Here is a 21,998-nt window from a genome sequence, read left to right as displayed (position 1 = left end):
GAGGTCTGCGAAGCGCGCTACGACGTGGCGCGCAGATTCCTGCGGATGGGACGCCTGCCCGTTGCACGGGCTTTCTCGGCCACCACGGCAGCGATCTCCACCACCTCGCCCTCGCGCGATTTGCCGTTAGTGGCCTTGTGGAGCCGCTCGTAGGGCAGCAGTTCCTTGATCCGGGCATTGAGCGACGCGATTTCGGCCCGCAGATCCTCGCATTCCTGCCGCTGGACATCCCGTTGTATGTCCTCCGATGCCTGTTGCAGCGCAAGTTGCGAAAGATTGGCGTTCGCTTTCGAAAGGCTCAGCTTGTCGGCTTCGTTCTCGTCGGTGAGCGCGGACAATCTTTCATCGGCGATTTTCTTTTCGGCCACTGCGTCGTCCAGGTCGGTCTTGAGCCTGGCGATTTCGGCGGCGGCCGCACTGTTCTCGTTCGAGGCCCGCTCCAGCCGCGATTCCAGGTCTTGGATCTCGGACCGCAATCCGCGCATCTCCGTCTGGCCGCGAGCCCGTTCGGCTTCCCAGTCGCCTTCCATCAGGCTGGCCGTTTCGGTCTTTTCCGCCAGCTTCGCCTGTGTGGCCTCGAGCGCCTTCTGCAGCCGGATCTCCTCTTTCTCGCTCTTGCCGAGCGCCGCCATCAGTTCGGCAAGGCGCGCCGCTTCGCTGGCGTGGACTGCCGAAAGCTCGTCCAGCCTGTGGCGCGCCTGGCTCTCCCGCTTCAGCACCTTGTCGAGTTCGACCGACAGGCTGACATGTTTTTCCCGCAGCATCTTGCTCTCGCGCAAGCGCCTGTTGGCCTCGACCGTCCTGGCGGTCAGCCGGTTGGCGATGTCGCCGAATTCCGCGTCGCGTTTGGCGCTGGCATTGCCCATCTCGGCGAGCTCGAGCCTTGCCGCCGCGAGCGCTGTGCGAAGCGCGTCCCGGTCCTGGACCAGGTCTGTCTCGCGCTGCTGCAGCACTTCGCACGTGCTGTCACGCTCGCGCAGCTTGGCCGCCGTGTCGTGCAGCTTTTCCGACAGCGCTCTTTGCTCGGCGATCAGGCCGGCGTTTGCGAGCTCCAGCTCATTGGCGCGAAGAATGTCGGTGTGGAGGATGTTGAGGAATTCGCGCGTCAGATGATGCGAGGTCGAGATTTCCGACAATTTGCCGTTGATCTCATCCAGATAATCCCTGGCGTCGTGGAACATTCCTTCGAAGGCGTTCAACGCCGCGAGCCGGGTCTGGGCATGGGGCGTCAGTCGTGGCGTGGTTTCGGCGGTGTCGGTGTTGCCCGCATCGTCGGGATTGTCCGCGCCCTCCGCTTGCGCCGCATCGGCCTGGGGTGGCGAGACGGTTGACGCGTTATCGGGGACATCGTCGCCCTGTGGCGGTGCCTCGAATTCGCTGTCGAGGCTGGCATCCAGGGCGTCTGCCAGATCGTCCTGCAATTCCTGGAGTGCGTCGTCTACGTCTTCAGCACGCTTGATCAGGCTCTTGAAGTTCATACGGAACTCCCTCTTACGCAATCAAAACCAGATATTTAACAAACTGCTAATATGTATCCTTACATCCGCTTATTCCGCAGGGGAAGCCCCCCTAGGGAAATGTAAATTTCAGACATTTGGGGATTTGCACCGCCGCGACAGCCAGTGCCGGGTCCCGGGCTGGCACAGACCGTAGCGTTCGCGGCGATGTCAACGCTTCTCGTGCATATTCGGTGTGCAGCCTGATATGCTGCCAGCAAACGGCTTGCAGGTCGAACGGGAGGGGATGGAGATGTCGATCAAGGTGATCGGAACCGGCTTTGGCCGAACGGGCACGGATTCGATGCGCGAGGCGCTGGCCATTCTCGGCTACGGCCCCTGTCACCACATGCATGAAGTGATCGGCAACGAGGAGCAGAAGCGGATATGGCGTGCGCTGGCCCAAGGTGCCGCGCCGGACTGGAACCAGCTACTGTCGGGCTATGTCTCCTGCCTGGACTGGCCTTCGGCGTACTACTGGCGCGAACTGATCGAATTCTATCCGAATGCCAGGGTGATCCTGACCTACCGCTCGGCCGAAAGCTGGTGGGAAAGTTTTGAAAAAACGATCGCGATGGGACTTGAGCAAAGCGTCGATCAAGAATCGCTGGGCCTCGCCCTGATCGCCAGGCAGGTGTTCGGCGGCCGGCCCGGCGATCGAGCGCATGCCATTGCCTGCTACGAGGCCAATGTCCGTGCGGTGTACGCCGAAGTGCCACCGGAGCGGCTGCTGGTCCACGCTCTTGGCGACGGTTGGGAACCGCTGTGCACCCATCTGGACGTTGCGATACCGGATCAGGACTATCCCAATCGCAACAGCGCCGCGGGCTTCAGGTCGAGATTTTCGCTGAACTGACTTGGACGAAAACCGGCGGTGCCGGCCCGGCAATCCGGGTTCCTCGCCCCCTGTGGAGCGGGGCGAGGAAAAGGCGCACCGTTTTTACCCCGCCATGGCCAGCGGCACGGCGCTCTTGTTGGGGATCTGGATGTCGATTTCCAGCGTCGACATGGTCTCGCCCCGATCCATCGACACCTGGAGATAGTCCTGGTCGATCTGCACATGCTTGGCGATCACAGCCATGATTTCCTCGCGCAGAATGGAGACGAGGTCGGGCTGGCCACGGCTGCAGCGCTCATAGGCGAGCAGCACCTGCAGCCGCTCGCGCGCCACCGGCGCGCTGGTGCGCCGCTTGAAGAGGTCGAGGATGCTCATGCGGCCCTCCTTCCGAGCAGACGGTCGAGGAAACCCTTGCGTTCGAAGGGCACCACCACCGGCAAGTCTTCGCCTTCAAGCCGCCGTGCCGCTTCGAGATAGGCCTTGGCGGCGTTGTTGAGCGGTTCCGACAGCGTCACCGGCGAACCGAGGTTGGAGGCGCGCAGCACATCCTGGCTTTCCGGGATGATGCCGAGCAGCGGCACCGACAGGATTTCCAGCACGTCGTCGATCGAGAGCATTTCTCCCCGCGCGGCGCGCGCCGCGTCATAGCGCGTGACCAGCACATGCTTGGCGATCTGCTCGCCCTGTTCGGCGCGCATGGTGCGGGCGTCGAGCAGACCGATGATGCGGTCGGAATCGCGCACCGACGACACTTCCGGATTGGTGACGATGACGGCCTCGTCGGCAAAGCGCATGGCGAGCTGCGCGCCGCGCTCGATGCCGGCCGGGCTGTCGCAGAAGACATAGTCGAAGACCGAACGCAGCTTGTCGATCACCTCGCCGACGCCGTCCTCGGTCAGCGCGTCCTTGTCCCGCGTCTGCGACGCCGGCAGCAGGAACAGCGTGTCGACGCGCTTGTCGCGGATCAGTGCCTGCGACAGCTTGGCCTGACCCTGGATGACGTTGACGAGGTCGAACACGACGCGCCGCTCGGCGCCCATGATCAGGTCGAGATTGCGCAGGCCGACATCGAAATCGACCAGCGCCACCTTCTTGCCGGTCTTGGCGACCGCGGCACCCAGCGCGGCCGTCGAGGTGGTCTTGCCGACGCCCCCCTTGCCCGATGTGACGACCACTACCTTGCCCATGGAAAAAGCCTCCGTTGCCTGTTGTCGTTTGTTGTGCCGTGCGCCGCACGGCTGTTGTCAGAGCCTGCCATCATGCCATCCCAAACCGGTCCGAGGCTTGCGCGCGGCGATGGTGCCTCGGCGCTTGTCCGGGCCGGAACCGTGAAGCCGGGCGTCAGCATCGCGCCGCCCTAGTTCAGCGGCACGACGGCGAGCATGTCGCCTTCGAGGAAGGCCTGCACGGCCTTGCCGCGCGAGACGCCTTCCATCTCTTCGGCGGTGGTGTACCAGCCGTCGACCGAAATCAGCTCAGCCTCGTTCTTGCGGCAGAAGATGCGTGCCGAGCGATTGCCCTGCGAGCCGGCGATGGCGCGGCCGCGTAAGGTGCCATAGACATGGATAGAGCCCGCCGCGATGATTTCGGAGCCGGACGCGACCGAGCCCAAAACGATGACATCGCCATGTGGATGGAAGATCGACTGACCCGAGCGGATCGGCGACTTGACCATAAGCGTGCCGGCCTGGACAGTTTCGATCGCGCCGGCTTCCGCCTTGGCCGCCTTGCCCTTGCCCACCTCGGCCCTGGCTTCGCCGGCCTTGCCCTCGCCTCCCTTGACTTCGCCGGCATCCTTGCCGCGATCCGAAAACACCGTTTCCAGCTTGCCGGCTTCATCAGCCGCCTCAGCCTTGCCCTTGCGGCCGGGCTGCGACAGCAGGCCATCCGCGGTGGCCTCCTTGGCGCCGCCAAGCAACGGCGGCAGGTCAAGCCCGAGCGAGGCCCCTTCAAGCTCTATCGCATAAACCCGGATGCCCCGTGCACCGAGCGAAGCAACCAGCAGCCCGATGTCGCCCGCGTCGGGCTTCAGCACGTTTAGATCGAGCACCACCGGCCGCCCCGCAAAATACCCCGGCGAATTGCCGATCCAGTGATCCAACCCCTCCAGCCAGGCGGAAATCGGCGCCTCCGGCGTGAGCGTAAAGGCCACGAACGAACGGGCGCGAAAACGAATGGATTTTGTTTCGACGGGGGCGGCAAAGGTCACGGCCAGCGAATCCTTACTGAGAGGTAAACGCTAGGGGGTTAATGGTTAACGAATGGTTAACGGCAAGGGGCAACTCGGCAGCTGGTGCGAGAAATTGGGAGGTCGGCTAAGCGCCTGCGGAGACCGACGACAAGCGCGGCTCCCCCGAACCACGGCCTTCAGCGGCGGCGCGAAGCTGATCGAATGGCTGCTACCAAATGGGCATCTTCGAAGGGCTTGCTGATCAACGCCACGTCGTGAGGGCGGTCCGAGATCTTCTCGGCATCGGCGTAGCCCGTGACGATGAGTGCCGGCCAATCCGCGCGCAGGCTGCGGGCGAAGCGGATGACGTCGATGCCCGAAATGAGCGGCATGGCGAAGTCGGTTACGATAACGTCGAAACGGTCCGGTTCCTTTTCGATGGCGGCCAGTGCCTGGGCGCCGCCGGAAAACGCCGTCACGTCGAAACCCGATTGCCGCAGCGACATCGCCGTCAACTCCCGCAGGGATTGACTGTCGTCGACGAGCAGAACAGTCGGCAACTGATCCTCAACCGCCGTCGGGAGGTCCGTGCCGGCATTGTTGGCGGCACTGGCTTCGAAAACGAGCTCATCCCTGGCGGTGACGTCTTGCGCCTCGCGTGAACGGGGCAGCCAGAGCTCCATGGTGGTGCCGTGGCCAAGCTCGCTGTCAATCCTGAGCGTGCCACCCGACTGCTTGGCGAAACCATAGACAGTGCTGAGGCCCAGACCCGTGCCCTTCCCGATCGGCTTTGTCGTGAAGAACGGCTCGATCACCTTGCTGATGACATCCGCGGCGATACCTGTCCCGGTGTCCTCGACCGCAAGCCTGACATAGTCGCCCGCGGCAAGCCCCTGGCCGGTCTGGCCGACGCTGCGATTGTGGGCCTTGACGCAGATTGTCCCGCCGGAAGGCATCGCGTCGCGGGCATTGAAGACCAGGTTCATCAAGGCAAGCTCAAGCTGCGCCGGGTCCGCATGCACCGGCCATATGTCGTCACCGACATGCCAGTCGAAGCGCACCAGGCCGCCCAGGATCGGTGCCACAAGGCCGGTCATCGTGTCTCCGAGGCTCGACATCCGCACGGCAACCGGTTTCAGATCCTGGCGCCTTGAAAAGGCGAGCATGCGCTGGATGAGGTCCTTGCCCTGGGAAGCGGAGCGGCGCGTCATGTCGAGAACCTGGGCCGCCTTGCCGTCGAGGCTCACTTGCCTTTCCAGCAGGCTCAGCCCGGAGAGGATCGCCGCAAGCAGATTGTTGAAATCGTGGGCAAGTCCGCCGGTCAGCTTGCCGATCGCATCGAGCCGCTGCGATTGCAGCAATTGGCTTTCCAGATGGCGCTGCTCGGTGATGTCCTGCATGGTGCCCAGCAGTTCGAGCCCGGCGCCATCCCTGGCGACCACTCCCTGGTCGAGGAATATCCGGTATTCCTCATTGGCGCATCGCCAGCGGAACTCGCACGCATAAGAGCCGGTCTCGTGGGCGGCCGAAAGCGATCTTGTCACCGCGTCCCGATCAGCCGGATGGACCCGGCTGATGCCGAAATCTGGATCCGCCATGAACCGGTCCGGAGAAAATCCCGTCAACCGCTCGACCCCCTTGGAAACATAGCTTGCGGCGAATGGCGCCGCGGCCGCGCGAGCGTGAAAACAGATCGGCAGCGAGGCGAGGATCGTCTCCTGCCGGGCCTCGGAATGCCGCAGCGCCCGCTCGGCGTCGAGCTTGTCGGAGGTCGCCTTCAGCGCTCGCTCAAGCAGCAGTTGCTCCCTGGCCGCATTCCGTTCGATTTCCCTCGTCTTTTCATAGAGATCGACGAAGACCATGACCTTGGACCGCAGCATCGACGGGTCGAATGGCTTGAACAGATAATCCACCGCGCCGGCGTCATAGCCGCGCAACATATGTGCTTCTTCCTTGTTGATGGCGGTCAGGAAGATGATCGGCGTGGCGTTCGAACGTTCGCGCCTCCGGATCAGCGAAGCGGTTTCGTAGCCGTCGAGACCGGGCATCAGCACATCCAGCAGAATGACGGCGAAGTCGTCCTTGAGCAGAAAGCGCAGCGCCTCGTCGCCCGACTGGGCGCAAATCACCTGCCCGACCCCGTCAAGTGCCTCCTCAATGGCAAGGAGATTTCGCGCGTCGTCGTCGACAGCGAGAACGCGAACCGGCCCCAGCTTTTCGAACGGTTCGCTGCTTTCTGCTTCCATCGCCGCCATTGGCTAAATCCGCCGGGGCGCGATCAGATTGCGGTCGTCGCCGTCTGCCCGCGATGTCCCCGCTCGCGAGCGCGAGCGGCCGACCCAAACCCGCAGCAGGGCGAGGAGCAGGTCGAGGTCGACGGGCTTGGCGATGTAGTCGGACGCGCCGGCGTCCAGACATTTCTGGCGATCTCCTTTCATCGCCTTGGCCGTGACGGAAATCAGCGGAATGTGCGCGATTTCCGGCTGGGAGCGGATCCGGCGCATTGTCTCGTACCCGTCCATCTCGGGCATCATGATGTCGATCAGGGCGACATCGACGTCCGGTGCCTCTTCAAGCATGGCTATGCCGTCCCGCCCCCGCTCGGCATGCTGCACCTCGATACCGTAAGTTTCCAGCACGCTGGTCAGCGAATAGATGTTGCGAATGTCGTCGTCGACGATCAGAACCTTGGCCCCGGCCAGATCGGCGTTGTCGAGTTGTTCGGAAGCCAGGATTTCCTTGTCGGGCCTGTCGCCTGGAAGGGCTGCGGACATCAACAAGCCAAGCTGGGCAAAGTTGTCGGCACGCGGAACATCGCTGAGCGGCGGATGCAGGGCGATCTGCTGTTGAAAGGCGTCCGGATGGGGCGTGAAGAAGAGCAGGCGCGGGACAAAATCGCCGAACTGCGACATGATCTCATCGAGCATCTGGGCGTTGTCCTTGGCCGAACGGCCAAAACCGAACACGACGGCATCATATCCGGCAATACCACCCCCGTCGGCATTGGCCGCGACACGGCCGATGGCGGTGACCGACGTGACGCCGTCGCGAATGGCTTCGACCAGCGCCAGGCGACGCTCGGGGTCCGGATCCGCGACCAGCACATTGCGTTGTGTCCTGAGCGTCCTCGACTGAATGTCGTCGAAGACACGCGAAAGTTCGCCGGCGGACACCGGCTTGCTGGAAACGCTTGCGGCGCCTCGGCGCGTGAGGAGCTCGATGTCTTCGGCGCCGGAGATAACGTGGATGGGTATGTTCCTGGTCTTCGGATCGTGCCGTAAAAGGTCGAAAAGCACCCAGCCATCAATGTCCGAAAGGCCGAGATCCAACGTGATCGCATCGGGCATGAGCTTGCGCGTAAGCGCCAGCGTTCCCGAGCCGGCCGTGGAGAGCACGCCTTTCAATCCGGCCGATCGCGCAAGACCAAGCAGCAGCCCGCCAAAAGTGGGGTCGTCCTCCACGATCAGCACCACCCTGTCCGATGGATCGATCGCATCACGGTCGTCGGCGAGTTCCGGCGCTCCTGTCGTGCTGCTGGCCGCAACGGAAACGGCGGCCGGCGAAAGCTCGATCTGCGGTGCAAGACTGCTGCTGCGCGGGCCGTCGAAGGGAATGACAAGCGTGAAGGTCGATCCCGTTCCAGGCTGGCTTTCGACGCGCAACTCGCCGCCGAGCAGGCGGGCGATTTCCCGGCTGATCGAGAGGCCGAGGCCAGTGCCGCCATATTTGCGGCTGGTGGTGCCGTCGGCTTGTTGGAACGCCTCGAAGATCAGCTTTTGCTTGTCCTCCGGAATGCCGATGCCCGTGTCGGTGACGGCGATGGCCAGCGCTTGCGGCAGCGCCGCCGCGCCGTTTGCGCGGCCGGTCCGCTCTGCATGGATGCTGAGCGTCACGTCGCCTTGGGACGTAAACTTGAAGGCGTTGGACAAAAGATTAAGGACGATCTGCTGCAGCCGTTTTTCGTCCGTACGGATCGTCTCGGGCAGGATCTGATCGATCTTGATCGTAAACCCAAGCCCCTTGTCGGCCGCAAGCTGCCGGAAGGTTCGCTCCATATGCTGGCGCAGATGTGCGAGCGGCATGTCGTTGAGCTCGATCGAAACCGTGCCGGATTCGATTTTCGAAAGATCGAGTATGTCGTTGATGAGGCTGAGCAGATCCGTGCCCGCCGAGTTGATCGTGCGAGCGAACTCAATCTGCTTGTCGTTCAGGTTGCCCTGCTGGTTGGTCGCGAGCAAGTTGGACAGGATCAGCAGCGAGTTCAGCGGCGTCCTCAGCTCGTGGCTCATATTGGCCAGGAATTCGGACTTGTACTTGGACGTCAGCGCCAGCTGTTCCGCCTTCTCCTCAAGTGCGCGTCTGGCCATTTCGATCTCGAGATTCTTGTTCTCGACCTGCTTTTTCTCGTTCTCGAGAAGCTGCGCCTTCTCTTGCAATTCCTCGTTGGTGGCGTGAAGCTCTTCCTGTTTCTTGGTGAGCTCGGTCTGGCGCGACTGCAGTTCGGACGTCAGAAGCTGGGACTGCTTGAGAAGCCCTTCCGTGCGCATGGTCGCGGCGATCGTGTTGAGCACGATGCCGACCGACTCCATCAATTGCTCGAGGAACAGGCGATGCGTGTCGCTGAAGCGGCTAAACGAAGCGAGTTCGATGACCGCCTTGACCTCTTCCTCGAACAATGCCGGCAGAACGATGGCGCTGGCCGGCGGTGCTTCGCCGAGGCCCGAGCTGATGCGCAGGAAGCTCGAGGGAACCTCGTCGAGCATGATCGCCCGTTTGTCGGCCGCGCTTTGACCGATCAGGCCTTCCCGGAAGTCCACACGCTGGCGGATCTTGGCTTTGCCCTCGGCGGCGTAGGACGCTGCCAGTTCCAGATAGGACTCATCCTCGTCGCGATTGGTTACGTAGAAAACGCCATACTGCGCGTTCACCAGCGGCGCCAGTTCCGATATGATCATGCGCGACACCGTGGCCAGATCGCGCTCGCCCTGCAGCATGCGCGAGAACCGAGCGAGGTTGGTCTTCAGCCAATCCTGCTCGGCATTCTTGAGCGTCTGATCCTTCAGGTTGCGGATCATCTCGTTGATGTTGTCCTTGAGCGCCGCGACCTCCCCGGAAGCCTGGACGCTGATCGAACGCGTAAGATCGCCCTTGGTGACCGCGGTTGACACCTCGGCGATGGCCCGCACCTGGGTGGTCAGGTTCGCCGCCAGCTGATTGACGTTGTCGGTCAGGTCGCGCCACAGGCCGGCGGCGCCAGGCACCCTCGCCTGGCCGCCGAGCTTGCCCTCGATGCCGACCTCGCGGGCGACGTTGGTCACCTGATCGGCGAAGGTCGCCAGCGTTTCGATCATGCCGTTGATGGTGTCCGCCAAGGACGCGATCTCGCCCTTGGCATCGACGGCGAGTTTGCGCTTGAGATTGCCCTGCGCCACGGCGGTGACGACATCGGCGATGCCGCGCACCTGGTTGGTCAGGTTGGTCGCCATGAGGTTGACGTTGTCGGTCAGGTCCTTCCAGGTGCCCGCCACGCCCTCGACCTGTGCCTGGCCGCCGAGCTTTCCCTCCGTGCCGACTTCGCGCGCCACGCGCGTCACCTCGCCCGCGAATGAGTTGAGCTGGTCGACCATGGTGTTGATGGTGGACTTCAGCTCCAGGATCTCGCCCTTGACGTCGACGGTGATCTTCTTCGACAGATCGCCTCGCGCCACAGCGGTCGTCACATCGGCGATGTTGCGCACCTGGCCGGTCAGATTCTCGGCCATCGAATTGACGTTGTCGGTCAGGTCCTTCCAGGTGCCGGCGACACCGCGCACCTGTGCCTGGCCGCCAAGCTTCCCCTCGGTGCCGACTTCGCGCGCGACACGCGTCACTTCCGAGGCGAAAGAGTTGAGCTGATCCACCATCGTGTTGATGGTGTCCTTGAGCTCGAGAATTTCGCCGCGAACGTCGACCGTGATCTTTTTCGACAGGTCGCCCAGCGCAACGGCGGTCGTCACTTCCGCGATGTTGCGGACCTGGCCCGTCAGATTAGCGGCCATGGCGTTGACGTTATCCGTCAGGTCCTTCCACGTGCCGGCGACACCGCGCACCTGTGCCTGGCCGCCAAGCTTGCCGTCCGATCCCACTTCGCGGGCAACGCGCGTCACCTCGGATGCGAAGGAGTTCAGCTGGTCCACCATCGTGTTGATGACGTCCTTGATCTGCAGAATCTCTCCCAGCGCATCGACGGTGATTTTCTGGGTGAGATCGCCGGTCGCGATCGCGGTCGCGACCTTGGAGACATCGCGCAACTGCACGGTCAGGTTGCCGGCCATGGCGTTGACGTTGTCGGTCAGGTCCTTCCAGGTGCCGCCGACCCCCTCGACATGGGCCTGGCCGCCGAGTTTTCCCTCCGAGCCCACTTCGCGGGCAACGCGCGTGACTTCGGAGGCGAATGAGTTGAGCTGGTCCACCATCGTGTTGACGGTGTTCTTCAGCTCGAGGATTTCGCCCTTCACGTCGACCGTGATCTTCTTGGAGAGATCACCCCGCGCGACGGCCGTCGTCACATCGGCGATGTTGCGCACCTGGCCGGTGAGATTGGCGGCCATCAAATTGACGTTGTCGGTCAGGTCTTTCCAGGTGCCTCCGACGCCACGGACTTCCGCCTGACCGCCGAGCTTTCCCTCGGTGCCGACTTCGCGCGCGACGCGCGTCACTTCCGAGGCGAAGGAATTCAGCTGGTCCACCATCGTGTTGATGGTGTTCTTGAGCTCCAGGATCTCGCCCTTCACGTCGACCGTGATCTTCTTCGACAGATCGCCAAGAGCCACCGCGGTGGTCACTTCGGCGATGTTGCGCACCTGGCCGGTCAGGTTGGCCGCCATTGAATTGACGTTATCGGTCAAATCCTTCCAGGTTCCGGCGACACCCCGCACCTGCGCCTGCCCGCCGAGCTTTCCCTCCGTGCCGACCTCGCGTGCAACGCGCGTCACCTCGCCGGCAAATGAGTTGAGCTGGTCGACCATCGTATTGATGGTGGACTTCAGCTCCAAAATCTCTCCCTTCACGTCGACGGTGATCTTCTTCGACAGGTCGCCGAGCGCGACCGCGGTCGTCACATCGGCGATATTGCGGACCTGGCCGGTCAAATTGGCGGCCATCAGGTTCACGCTGTCCGTCAGGTCCTTCCAGGTGCCACCGACGCCCTCGACGCGGGCTTGGCCGCCGAGCTTTCCCTCGGTGCCGACTTCGCGCGCGACGCGCGTCACCTCGCCGGCAAACGAGTTGAGCTGGTCGACCATGGTGTTGATGGTCGACTTCAGCTCCAGGATCTCGCCCTTCACGTCGACGGTGATCTTCTTTGACAAATCGCCCGAAGCGACTGCGGTGGTCACCTCCGCGATGTTGCGCACTTGGCTCGTCAGGTTGGTCGCCATCGCGTTCACATTGTCGGTCAGATCCTTCCAGGTGCCCGCCACCCCCTTGACCCGGGCCTGACCGCCTAGCTTGCCCTCGGTGCCGACCTCGCGCGCCACGCGCGTCACCTCCGAAGTGAACGAGGCGAGTTGCTCGACCATTGTGTTGACGATCTTGCCGATCCGCAGGAATTCGCCGCGCAGCGGCCTGCCGTCGATCTCCACCATCATGGTCTGGGACAGATCGCCCTTGGCGACGGCGCCGATGACCCGGGCCACCTCGGCGGTCGGTTGCACCATGTCCTCGATCAGGTCGTTGACCGATCGGACGCTCGATTCCCAGCTACCTTTGGCGTTCCTGACATGGCCGCGCTCGCTGATGCGCCCGTCCTTGCCGACCACCCGGCTGAGCCGCGCGAATTCCCGCGTCACCTGGTCATTGAGTTCGACGATTTGATTGAACGTGTCTGCAATCTCGCCACTCAGCCCATCATAGACGTTTTCGATGCGGACGGAGAAATCGCCGTTTCGAAAAGCTTTGAGAGCGCTAAGGATTTGTCGAGAGTCCAGTTGTTCTTTTGGTAACCGAGATGCGCCCAAAAACCCCTCCACGCGAACCCCCGGCCGGATCAGGCCGAAGCCATTAACGCGTGGCCGCGTATTTGGTTCCATATGGCTTGCAAGCGCGGCTGAAAGGTCCGCCGCTTTGCTGGCCCCCTAGGAGGCCGACAGGCCTACAGCGGCCTCGGTCTCTGTGTACCGCTATGCAACAGCGATCCCTTCAATGCCGCTTGAAATACTGCACTTCCCTTTCGTGCTTCTCCGCCGCTTCGCGGCTGTCGAACGTGCCCAGATTCCGCCGCTTGCCCGTCTTCTCGTCCTTTTTCCTTGAATAAAGCCGATATTTTCCGTCTTTCAGCTTCCTGATCATCGGTCTCTCCTCAGGAAAGGACGAAGGGCCCGACGATCGCCGAGCCCTTCCTATTGTCAGTCGCGGTGTTCGGGCATGGCTTTCAGCTGGTCCTTGGTCCAGCTGGTCACGGCGTGAACGTCGCCGTCCTCGTCGCGCATGAAATCGAGTTCGTTGGCGGCGACGGCGACCGGCTTGGCGCCGATGCCGAGGAAGCCGCCGACGTCGATGACGACCTGGCTGCTGCCATGCATATGGTCGACGGAGCCGATCTTCTCGTCGTTGGGGCCGTAGATGGTCGCGCCTTCAAGCGTATCCGGGGTCAGTTCGGCGCGGCTGAGCCTTACGTGATTGGCGTGGTCCATGAGTGCATCTCCTTTGCGGTGGGACAGGGTGAACCTCCGAGGCGGCCAAGGGTTCCGACATTGTCGGAGATGACCAGGGATAGCGCTCCAAGAGAGCGCCGGCTTCGAGGCGATCATGGTTTTGCGCTCGGTGGCTCGATGAATCATCTTGTCATCGAGTTGCACCAACGCGTTGTTTCGAAAGGCTCGCGCGTTCAGCGCCCGCGCTTTGGCTTGAGGCTGCGCGCGGCTTGCTCGATCGCGGCGCGGTCGGTGCCGAGACGGTCGATCAGCTCCTGCGCCTCCTCGCCCGATATGCCCGCGCGGATCGCCAGTTCCTCCACCGTCAGAACGTCGGAGCTCGCGATCTCGCCGGTTTGTGGCAGCGCGTCATCCGCCGTCAGCGGCAGGGCGGCTTCCCTGTCGATCTCCATCTCGGCCCGGCTCCAGTGCCGCTCATGGTCGCCATGGCCGCCGCCTTCGCGTTGCCAGATCTCGTAGGCGCGGTTCCTGATCTTGTCGTCGCGGTCGTCGCTCATGTCATTCCTCCACTCATGTGAGGCATGAACGCCGCGCCGGTGCGAACGATCCAAAAAATCTGCGTGATCGTCGGGACGACAAGATGCAACCCTTCAGCCAGGCCTGCACGGCAACGGCGGCTACTCGCACTGGCGCCTGGGTCCGCCGGAATATGGCTGATAGCTGTTGTCGTCGGGCCTGTAGGAGCGGTAGCGGCTGAAGCAGGAATCGACATGGTCGGCGGAAAGCGCCGTCGTCGCGACCGCCGGGGCGACACCGCCCTCGACATAGCTGACGGCTGCCGATGGCTGCGCGCCCTGGTCGTCGCCGGCGTCGAGATAGGGCGAGACGCAGGGGCGCTGCTGCCCGCTATAGGACATGTAGCTGTTGTCATCCGGATTGTAGGAGCGGTAGCGGTTCGCGCACCAACTGACATGGGACGCCGGCAGCGCGTCGGCTCCAGCCGCCGGCGCGATCGATCCGGTCGCGGCCGGATCGGGTGCCCGCGACTTGACGGCGATATCGGGCGGCGCGGGCTGGTCGGCCGGCAAGCGTTGCAGATTTTGCGCCGCCTTGTTCACCGGCCGCGCGTCCCTGGTCCACAGTTCCGCCACGCTGACGGTCGGCCTTGCCTCATGCGCGGGCTTGGCGGCGAGCAACCAGGCGGCAAAGCCCAGCCCGCTGCCGAAGACCGCAAGGGTCAAGACAAAGCCGCCGACCAATGCCAAAATCGCTTTCACGTCACGCTCCTTCAGCCCCTGCTTATAGAATGCGGAGCATCAAGGCTGGTTCCAGCAAAGTACGTGTCGCAGGCGCTTGAACGGGTCGCGCGCGCTCAGCTCCTCCTCAGACCGGCAGCCTCACCTCTGGGAAAACTGGTTCTCGACCGCCAGCAGCGACGCCACCGTTTCCCGATCGCGCTGGCGCTGCTGCAGAGTGCAGGCCAGCAGCCAATCCAGCGAGATCCGGCCGGCGCCGGCTACGGCCAGAACGAACATGCCGCCGGCGATCGCCAGATCCTTTTCGAAATTCAGCAGCTCGCTCTGGCTGGCGAAGTTGGTGTGGAACAGTGTGGCCGTTGCCAGGCAGAAGAGGCCGAGGCCGATCGCCCCCAGCCGCGTCAGCACGCCCGTTGCCACCGAGAGCCCTGCCCCCAGTTGCAACGCGATGGTGGCGACAAACAGCGGCAGACCGACGCCTTGCGCGGCCATCGCCTTGGCGGCGCCGTCGAAATGGGTGGCCAGTGTCACCCCCTCATGCAGGAAGATGAAGGACATGAGCAGGCGCCCGACAAGCAGGGTCAGATCCCTGACATAGAGTTTGATGGCGAGGGCGTGCAGCTTCTCGGCGCGTTCGTTCAGGGTCATGGTCAGCCTCCGATATTTTGACACCGTGCATGCGCCGCGCGAGGACGGCGCCTGCCGAATGTGATGCTTGAAAGGGCCGGAGCCGGCTCGAGGGAGAGGCGCCGGCTCCGGCAATGGGCGCCAGCCACGAGCGCCCGAACTTTGGTGGGTTAGCGCCAAGCCCCTCATCCGGGCGCTTCGCGGCCACCTCTCCCCAGCGGGGAGAAGAGAAAGGCGGCGCCTCCTCTCCCCGAGGGGGAGGTCGGATTGCCCCGAATTGCCCTTCGCAAGTGGGGGCAATCCGGGGGGAGAACTTACTTCGTCACCTTGGTATCGATGGCTTTCCGCAGGTCGGAAAGCTCGTCGCAGCCGGTCGGGCACAGTTTCTGCAGCGAGGCCAGTTGCTCATCGGCCTTGGCCATGTCGCCGGTTTCGACATAGAGCTCGCCCAGATATTCGCGGGCGGCCTTGTGGTCGGGTTTCAGCTCCAGTGCCTTGTTGTAGTAGGTCAGCGCGGTGGTGAAGTCGCCGGTCTTGCGCAGCGTGAAGCCGAGCAAATTGTAGACGTCGGCCTGCTGGTTGTCCTGCGCGAGGTCGCGCAGGTCCGCCAGCGCGCCCTTGTAATCCTTGGCGTCGATCTTGGCCTTGACGGCGGTGAGGTCGGGCGCGTCGGCGCCCTCGATGTCGTCGACCGCATAGGCTGGGATGATGGTTGCGACGGGAACCACGGTCAGCACGGCAATGGCGCCGAGCAGGCCGAACAGGGCGTGCTTGCCCAAAAAGGATTGTTTCATTGTCTGTCTCGCTTGGGTTGGGAGCTCGCGCTCAGATTTCGACAGGCGTGAAGCCGTAGGCATTGCCGTCCTTGACGAAGACGCCGGTGCCCGGGAACGGGAAGTGCGAACCGGAAATGCGGATGTTGTCCGCGATCACCCGGTCGATGATCTTGTGGCGCGTGGCGATCGCCGTCGGCCCGTCCTGGTCATAGGCGCCCTGCCATTCCGGATGCGGTGCGAGAAGCGCCGGCACATACATGGTGTCGGCCGAGATCATCAGTTGTTCCTTGCCGGAATTGGCGAGGTACACCGAATGGCCGGGCGTGTGGCCGGGGGCGGCGATGATCTGGATGCCGGGCGCGACCTCGGCGCCATCCTCGACCAGCTTCCAGTTCTTCCATTTCGGGAAGTTTTCGGCGATGCGCTTGCCCGCCGGCTTGCGGCCCTCGGGCAGCTTCGCCAGCCTGCTCGGGTCGGTCCACCAATTGTATTCGGTGGCGTTGACGATGAGCTCGGCATTGGGGAACACCGGCGTGTTGGTGCCCTTCTCCATGAGGCCCCAGACATGGTCGGGGTGGAAATGCGAGATCATGATGGTGTCGATCGCCTTGTAGTCGATTCCGGCGGCGGCCATGTTGGCCGGCAGGTGCGTGGCGTTGGCCTGCCACTGGCCGACGCCCGAGCCGGCATCCATCATGATCAGCCTGCCGCCCATCTTGAGCACCGCTACGGTGAGCGGAATGGGCATGAAGTCGGTCGTCAGCCCCGCCTTGGCGAGCGCTGCCTTGGTATCGTCGACCGAAACATCCTTGATGAAGGCCGGGTCGTGCGGCTTCTTCCAGATGCCGTCATAGACGGCGGTCACCTCGATATCGCCGACCGTGTATTTGTAGAAACCGACGGTGGGTTCCACCGGCGTCTGCGCGAAAGCGGGACGGGTGAATTCCAGCTTGCCGGCAAGGCCGAGGGCGGCAGCGGCGGCGGCGGATTGAAGCACTGTGCGGCGTGACATGCTGAACATGGTGATCTCCTCTGTTGAGTGGTGGCTAAGGCGAAAGGTCGAATGGAATGACGGAGCGCCAAGCCCTGGCCCTCCGTCGCTGGTCGCGGATCGGATCGGCGCCGCCGGGATCCGGCGCCGACCCGTGAACTCAGTTGCCCCAGATGCCCTGGCCGGGTTCGTCCGCATCGGATTTGGTCGCCGGCCGGCTCGGCCCGGTCGTCACCTTGGTATCGACGCCATGAGGACGTGCCGCGTAGGGGATCGAGGCGGTGGCATTGGTGTCGACGGCGGCGCCAGGCTGGTTGGGGGCATTGGCGCCGAAATGGTCGCTGCCGGCAAAGGCAGAAGTCGAGGCAAGCAACATCGCAGCCACGCTGAGAGCGAGCTTGGTCATTTCGGTAAATCCTTGTTTCGTTTTCTAGGGTCGCGGACCGCAAGATTGCCCCGCTTGCAGAGAAGACCCGCAAGGGCCGCGCTTTATTCCTGGGCGCTATGAGATTTTTTTCTGGAAGGGCTGAAACTGCAGGAAGCGGTCCTACGGAAGGCTGCCCAGACACAATTCAGAAACAAGATTCAACAGTTCGGAAAAACTGGCGAAAAGATCGGATGGCATAAGCATCCCTCAACGGCCGGAAATCTGGCCGCCGCACAAGCGCACGGACACAGGCGCACGGACACAGGCGCACGGACACGGGCGCACGGAATTGGGTACGGCAATGCAACGAGGTTCGAACGGATCGATGGGTGCCCCGCCCGGCATGTCGCTCGCCGCCGGCAGCGCCCAGGCAATGCGCGCGCTTGCGCCCTACGCCCATGCTCCCGAAACTGTGAAGACGGGGCGGTCGATTCCGTGATAACCGCCCGGCCAAAGAGGGTGCGGCCGGCGATCGCCGGTCTGAATTCCGGAATCTTCCGTTCTGGAAGCTTCAGTCATTCCCCCTCCATGAACAACGATCAAATTGCAGCGACGGTACAGCCGGCAATGCCCGCCGGCGCGGCGGCGTGACCGAGATGTGCCTGTAACGGCTTGCCAGGACGAGAAAGTTTGGAAATGGACCACGGTATCGATATCGCCGAACTGGACAGGGAAGCGGCACGATTGGGCGCAGGGCCCGAGACCAGCTCCGACAGCGTCGATGCACTTGCGGGAATTGCCTCCGGAGCGCACGGCCAGGTCCTGGCGGGCGCCGATTTTGCCCGGGCAGGCCAACCGGACGAGCGGCTCGACAAAGTCTTCGAGCAACTCGCCGGAACATTCGCCACGCTGCCGGCAGTGATCTCCGAGGGCCGCACCTGGACCTATCGGGAGCTGGACAAGCGCGCCAACCAATTTGCTCGCCTGCTGGTCAAGCGCGGCGTGCGGCCGGGTCACCGTGTCGGGCTCATCCTCGACCGGTCCGCGGAAACCTATGTGGCCCTGCTCGCCGTGGCGAAGGCGGGTGCCGCCTTCGTGCCGCTGGCCACCGCCTTTCCGCAAGAGCGCATGGCGCTCATCATCGAAGACGCCAGCGTCAGCCTGGTCGTCACCATCGCCACCTACGCTTCGCGGGCCGACCAGCTGCCGGTTCCGCACCTGTTGATCGACAGCGCCGCCGCCGAAATATCAGCCCAGTCCGACGCGCCGCTGAAGCCGCACAAGGCGCCGGCCCCCACGGCGGTCGAAGACATCTGCTACATCCTGTATACGTCCGGCACGACCGGCAGGCCGAAGGGCGTGGCCATCCGCCACCAGAGCTTCGTCAACTTCATCCGCGTCGCCGCCGCATCCTACGGCTACCGGCCGGGCGATCGCGTGTACCAGGGCATGACCATCGCCTTCGACTTTTCCTCCGAGGAGATCTGGGTGCCGTTCGTCGCCGGCGCGACGGTCGTGCCGGCACCAGGCCAGATGCCTCTCGTGGGCGAGGAGCTCGCCGATTTCCTGCGCCATCACGACATCACCTGCATGGCCTGCAGCCCGACGCTTCTGTCGTCCATGACATCGGACGTGCCCAGCCTGCGCACGCTGCTGGTCGGCGGCGAGGCCTGCCCGCACAATCTGGTGGTGCGCTGGTCGAAGCCCGGCCGGCAGATCCTCAACACCTATGGCCCGACCGAGGCGACCGTCACGGCAACCATGGGTGCACTGACGCCGGACCGGCCGGTGACGATCGGCGCGCCGCTGCCCACCTACTCGATCGTCATTCTCGACCCTTCGCTGCCGCGGCTCGCCGAACCCGGCGAACTGGGCGAGATCGGCATTGCAGGCATCGGGCTGGCGGTCGGCTATCTCAACCGGCCGGACCTGACCGAACAGAAATTCATCGCCGATTTCCTCGGCCTGCCGAACAACCCGTCGAAGCGCATCTACCGCACCGGCGACCTTGGCCGGATCAGTGACGCCGGCGAGATCGAGTATGCCGGGCGCATCGATACCCAGGTGAAGATCCGCGGCTATCGCATTGAACTCGGCGAGATCGAGGCCGTGCTGCTCGACCAGCCCGAGATCGCGCAGGCCGCCGTCACCACCTGGGAGATCGAGCCCGGCCGCGTCGAACTCGTTGCCTATTACGCGCCCAAGGCCGGCCAGCCGGCGCTCTCGCGCGCCGACATTGCCCAGACGATGAAGCGACGTCTGCCCGACTACATGGTGCCCTCCTATCTGGAGGAACTGCCGGCGATCCCGATGACGGTCTCCAACAAGGTCGACCTTCGCCAGTTGCCCAAACCAACCAGCGTCCGGCTCTCGGCCGATCGCGCCATGGTGCCGCCCGGCAATGACGACGAGCGTTTCCTGGCCGACGCGCTATGCGCCGTGCTGAAGTTCGACGATGTGTCCGTCGAGGACAATTTCTTCGACGATCTCGGCGCCAACTCGTTGCTGATGGCGCATTTTTGCGCGCGTGTGCGCACCCGCAAGGAATGGGCGACGACGTCGATGCGCGACATCTATCTCTATCCGACGGTGGCGCGCCTGGCCAAGCACCTGAGCGTGGCGGAAGAGATGACGACGGCCACCAACGAGCCCGTTCTCACCCGCCAGGCGTCCAATTTCGTCTACTGGACCTGCGGCGCGGCGCAGTTGCTGTTTTACGCGCTCTACAGCTACGTGGCCTTGTGGGCGATCAATGACGGCCTCAACTGGGTCTATGACACGCTCGACGACCCGCTGCAGCTTTATGTCAGGTGCGTGGTGCTCTCGGCCGGCGTGTTCTTCGGCATGTCGGGCTTCGCCATTGCCGCCAAATGGCTGCTGGTCGGCCGCTGGAAGGCGGAAGCGTTCCCGATCTGGGGCCTGCGCTACTATCGCTTCTGGGTGGTCAAAACCTTGATCCGCACGGCACCCGTCGTGCTGTTCCGCGGAAGCCCGCTCTACAGCCTCTACCTGCAGCTTCTGGGAACCAGGATCGGCAAGAACGTGGTCATCGAATCCCGGGCCGTGCCGGTGTGCACGGACCTGATTTCGATTGGCGACCGAACGATCCTGCGCAAGGAATCATTGATCCTCGGCTATCGCGCCCAGGCCGGCTATATCCACACCGGGCCGCTGACCATCGGCCGCGACGCCTTCGTCGGCGTCGGCTGCACGCTCGACATCGACACCGCGATCGGCGACGGCGGCCAGCTCGGTCATTCCTCCTCGCTGCAGCACGGGCAAAGCATCCCCGACGGCGAACACTGGCATGGATCGCCCGCGGTGCCGACCACGGCGGACTATTGCAAGGTGCGCAACGTCAATCCTCCCCGCATCCGGCGCTTCCTCTATGAGGCCGTGCAGCTAATAGGCCTGTTTGCCATCGTCACCCCGCTGCCGCTTTTGTTCCACAGCTATTGGGAGAATGTCGGCGACGACTATCAGGAGACCATCGGCATTGTGGCGATCGGCACCACGGTCACGCTGTTCGGCTACATCGCCGCGGCCTTTTTCGCCGCCACGGTGGTGCCGCGCCTGTTCAGCCTGATCCTGAAACCCGGCCGTACTTACACGCTTTATGGCTTCCGCTACTGGCTGCAGACGGTTGCCGAGTTCTCGAGCAACTCCCGCGTGCTCGGGCTGCTGTTCGGTGATAGCTCGGCCATCGTCCATTACATGAGCGCCATCGGCTGGAACCTCAATAAGGTGGTGCAGACGGGCTCCAATTTCGGCTCCAACCAGCAGCACGAAAACCCGCTCCTGTGCGAGATCGGCACCCAGACCATGGTGTCGGACGGGCTTTTCATGATCAACATGCACAAGTCCGCTTCCGCGTTCCGGCTCGAGTCGACCCGGATCGGCGAGCGCAACTATCTCGGCAACAACATCTACTATCCGCCGGATGGACGCACGGGCGACAACGTCCTGCTCGGCACCAAGGTGATGGTCCCCATCGACGGGCCATTGCGCGAGAATGTCGGCCTTCTCGGCTCGCCGCCCTTTGAAATCCCGCGCATGGTGAACCGCGACAAGGAACTCATCGCCGGCATCGACGAGCAAGACCGACGCCAGCGCATCCCGCTCAAGAACCGTCACAACCTGGTGACGATCCTCCTGTTCATGGCGACGCAATGGATCATGCTGTTCGCCACGCTGGCGATCTGGGACCGGGCACTGAACTACTACACCGAATGGGCTGAGATCGCCCTCTTCGTGGCGGTGCTTTTGACCTCGGCGATCACCATTCCGTTCTACATCTTCGTCGAGCGGGCAAGCCTCGGTTTTCGCAAGCTGAAGCCGCAGATAACGACGATCTACGACGTCACATTCTGGCGCCACGAGCGCCACTGGAAGCTCGCGGATTCGCCTGTTGTGCGCCTGTTCGCCGGCACCCCGTTCCGGCCGATGATCCTGCGCATGCTTGGGGTCAAGGTGGGCAAGCGCGTCTATGACGGCGGCGCCAACCTGACCGAGCGTTCCCTCGTGGTGATCGGCGATGACGTCACGCTCAATGAAGGCTGCGTCATCCAGGCCCACTCGCTGGAAGAAGGTGCGTTCAAGTCCGACTTCATCCGTATCGGCGATGGCTGCACGCTCGGACCTTCCGCCTTTGTCCATTACGGCGTGGTGATGGGCAAAGGATCGATGGTCGATGCCGATTCCTTCGTGATGAAGGGCGAGGAGTTGGAGCCCAACTCGATCTGGCGCGGCAATCCGGCCAAGCTGCACCGGTTCGTCGAGCCGGTCATGGAAGACGGCTCCAGGGCGTCGTCCTGACGCTCGATCCCGAAATCGTCGGAGGGCCA

16 protein-coding genes are annotated in these 21,998 nt (G+C 63.4%); 2 read left to right on the top strand and 14 right to left on the bottom strand.

The features are described 5' to 3' along the window. Positions 1–17: 17 nt before the first annotated feature. Complete coding sequence (locus FJ936_RS21915; protein WP_140792455.1) at positions 18–1,478, bottom strand: hypothetical protein; 1,461 nt, start codon at positions 1,476–1,478, stop codon at positions 18–20. 226 nt (positions 1,479–1,704) lie between these two features. Between FJ936_RS21915 and FJ936_RS21910 the strand changes: the two genes are divergently transcribed. Then, positions 1,705–2,352: a sulfotransferase family protein gene (locus FJ936_RS21910; RefSeq protein ID WP_348643167.1), complete on the top strand. Its 648-nt coding sequence runs from the start codon at positions 1,705–1,707 to the stop codon at positions 2,350–2,352. An 84-nt stretch (positions 2,353–2,436) separates the two neighbouring features. Here FJ936_RS21910 and minE read toward each other — a convergent pair whose 3' ends face one another. The 13 genes from minE to FJ936_RS21845 all read right to left on the bottom strand — a co-directional run bounded on the left by minE (position 2,437) and on the right by FJ936_RS21845 (position 17,193). Then, entirely contained in the window at positions 2,437–2,709 is a 273-nt protein-coding gene (minE, locus tag FJ936_RS21905) for a cell division topological specificity factor MinE (RefSeq protein ID WP_141906970.1), read from the bottom strand. After that, positions 2,706–3,521 (bottom strand): septum site-determining protein MinD, encoded by an 816-nt coding sequence (minD, locus tag FJ936_RS21900; protein ID WP_015316922.1) that lies wholly within the window; start codon positions 3,519–3,521, stop codon positions 2,706–2,708. Before minD ends, minE begins: the two co-directional genes overlap by 4 nt. 170 nt (positions 3,522–3,691) lie before the next feature. Continuing rightward, positions 3,692–4,543 (bottom strand): septum site-determining protein MinC, encoded by an 852-nt coding sequence (minC, locus tag FJ936_RS21895; protein ID WP_141906969.1) that lies wholly within the window; start codon positions 4,541–4,543, stop codon positions 3,692–3,694. Between the two features lie 158 nt (positions 4,544–4,701). Continuing rightward, positions 4,702–6,759: a response regulator gene (locus FJ936_RS21890; RefSeq protein ID WP_141906968.1), complete on the bottom strand. Its 2,058-nt coding sequence runs from the start codon at positions 6,757–6,759 to the stop codon at positions 4,702–4,704. Between the two features lie 3 nt (positions 6,760–6,762). After that, positions 6,763–12,501 (bottom strand): HAMP domain-containing protein, encoded by a 5,739-nt coding sequence (locus tag FJ936_RS21885; protein WP_246680510.1) that lies wholly within the window; start codon positions 12,499–12,501, stop codon positions 6,763–6,765. A 181-nt stretch (positions 12,502–12,682) separates the two neighbouring features. Further along, the gene (locus tag FJ936_RS21880; RefSeq protein WP_127204769.1) at positions 12,683–12,832 is read right to left on the bottom strand and encodes a hypothetical protein; all 150 of its coding nucleotides are present in this window, start codon (positions 12,830–12,832) and stop codon (positions 12,683–12,685) included. A gap of 56 nt (positions 12,833–12,888) precedes the next feature. Continuing rightward, complete coding sequence (locus FJ936_RS21875; protein ID WP_015316916.1) at positions 12,889–13,176, bottom strand: hypothetical protein; 288 nt, start codon at positions 13,174–13,176, stop codon at positions 12,889–12,891. A 194-nt stretch (positions 13,177–13,370) separates the two neighbouring features. Continuing rightward, on the bottom strand, positions 13,371–13,694 hold the full coding sequence (locus FJ936_RS21870; protein WP_015316915.1) for a DUF2934 domain-containing protein: 324 nt from the start codon (positions 13,692–13,694) through the stop codon (positions 13,371–13,373). 120 nt (positions 13,695–13,814) lie between these two features. Next, positions 13,815–14,414, bottom strand: coding sequence for a BA14K family protein (locus FJ936_RS21865; RefSeq protein WP_140788511.1), 600 nt, complete (start codon positions 14,412–14,414; stop codon positions 13,815–13,817). Between the two features lie 120 nt (positions 14,415–14,534). After that, positions 14,535–15,041, bottom strand: coding sequence for a DoxX family protein (locus tag FJ936_RS21860; RefSeq protein WP_140725199.1), 507 nt, complete (start codon positions 15,039–15,041; stop codon positions 14,535–14,537). A gap of 293 nt (positions 15,042–15,334) precedes the next feature. Then, positions 15,335–15,814, bottom strand: coding sequence for a tetratricopeptide repeat protein (locus FJ936_RS21855; protein ID WP_140617977.1), 480 nt, complete (start codon positions 15,812–15,814; stop codon positions 15,335–15,337). 31 nt (positions 15,815–15,845) lie between these two features. Next, positions 15,846–16,817, bottom strand: coding sequence for an MBL fold metallo-hydrolase (locus FJ936_RS21850; RefSeq protein ID WP_140788509.1), 972 nt, complete (start codon positions 16,815–16,817; stop codon positions 15,846–15,848). A gap of 130 nt (positions 16,818–16,947) precedes the next feature. Next, positions 16,948–17,193 (bottom strand): DUF680 domain-containing protein, encoded by a 246-nt coding sequence (locus tag FJ936_RS21845; protein WP_140788507.1) that lies wholly within the window; start codon positions 17,191–17,193, stop codon positions 16,948–16,950. Positions 17,194–17,850: 657 nt separating this feature from the next. On the opposite strand from FJ936_RS21845, the gene FJ936_RS21840 reads away from it, so the two are divergent. After that, on the top strand, positions 17,851–21,969 hold the full coding sequence (locus FJ936_RS21840; protein WP_181171130.1) for a Pls/PosA family non-ribosomal peptide synthetase: 4,119 nt from the start codon (positions 17,851–17,853) through the stop codon (positions 21,967–21,969). The last annotated feature ends 29 nt before the right edge of the window (positions 21,970–21,998 follow it).

The sequence above is a fragment of the Mesorhizobium sp. B2-4-13 genome, from assembly GCF_006658535.1.
Lineage (GTDB): Bacteria > Pseudomonadota > Alphaproteobacteria > Rhizobiales > Rhizobiaceae > Mesorhizobium > Mesorhizobium australicum.
This window is presented reverse-complemented; position numbering and strand designations above follow the sequence as displayed.

Coding starts and splice junctions, on each gene's coding strand:
- FJ936_RS21915 (WP_140792455.1), bottom strand. CDS start 1,478: ATGAACTTCAAGAGCCTGATCAAGCGTGCTGAAGACGTAGACGACGCA.
- FJ936_RS21910 (WP_348643167.1), top strand. CDS start 1,705: ATGCTGCCAGCAAACGGCTTGCAGGTCGAACGGGAGGGGATGGAGATG.
- minE (WP_141906970.1), bottom strand. CDS start 2,709: ATGAGCATCCTCGACCTCTTCAAGCGGCGCACCAGCGCGCCGGTGGCG.
- minD (WP_015316922.1), bottom strand. CDS start 3,521: ATGGGCAAGGTAGTGGTCGTCACATCGGGCAAGGGGGGCGTCGGCAAG.
- FJ936_RS21890 (WP_141906968.1), bottom strand. CDS start 6,759: ATGGCGGCGATGGAAGCAGAAAGCAGCGAACCGTTCGAAAAGCTGGGG.
- FJ936_RS21880 (WP_127204769.1), bottom strand. CDS start 12,832: ATGATCAGGAAGCTGAAAGACGGAAAATATCGGCTTTATTCAAGGAAA.
- FJ936_RS21875 (WP_015316916.1), bottom strand. CDS start 13,176: ATGGACCACGCCAATCACGTAAGGCTCAGCCGCGCCGAACTGACCCCG.
- FJ936_RS21870 (WP_015316915.1), bottom strand. CDS start 13,694: ATGAGCGACGACCGCGACGACAAGATCAGGAACCGCGCCTACGAGATC.
- FJ936_RS21860 (WP_140725199.1), bottom strand. CDS start 15,041: ATGACCCTGAACGAACGCGCCGAGAAGCTGCACGCCCTCGCCATCAAA.
- FJ936_RS21855 (WP_140617977.1), bottom strand. CDS start 15,814: ATGAAACAATCCTTTTTGGGCAAGCACGCCCTGTTCGGCCTGCTCGGC.
- FJ936_RS21850 (WP_140788509.1), bottom strand. CDS start 16,817: ATGTTCAGCATGTCACGCCGCACAGTGCTTCAATCCGCCGCCGCCGCT.
- FJ936_RS21845 (WP_140788507.1), bottom strand. CDS start 17,193: ATGACCAAGCTCGCTCTCAGCGTGGCTGCGATGTTGCTTGCCTCGACT.
- FJ936_RS21840 (WP_181171130.1), top strand. CDS start 17,851: ATGGACCACGGTATCGATATCGCCGAACTGGACAGGGAAGCGGCACGA.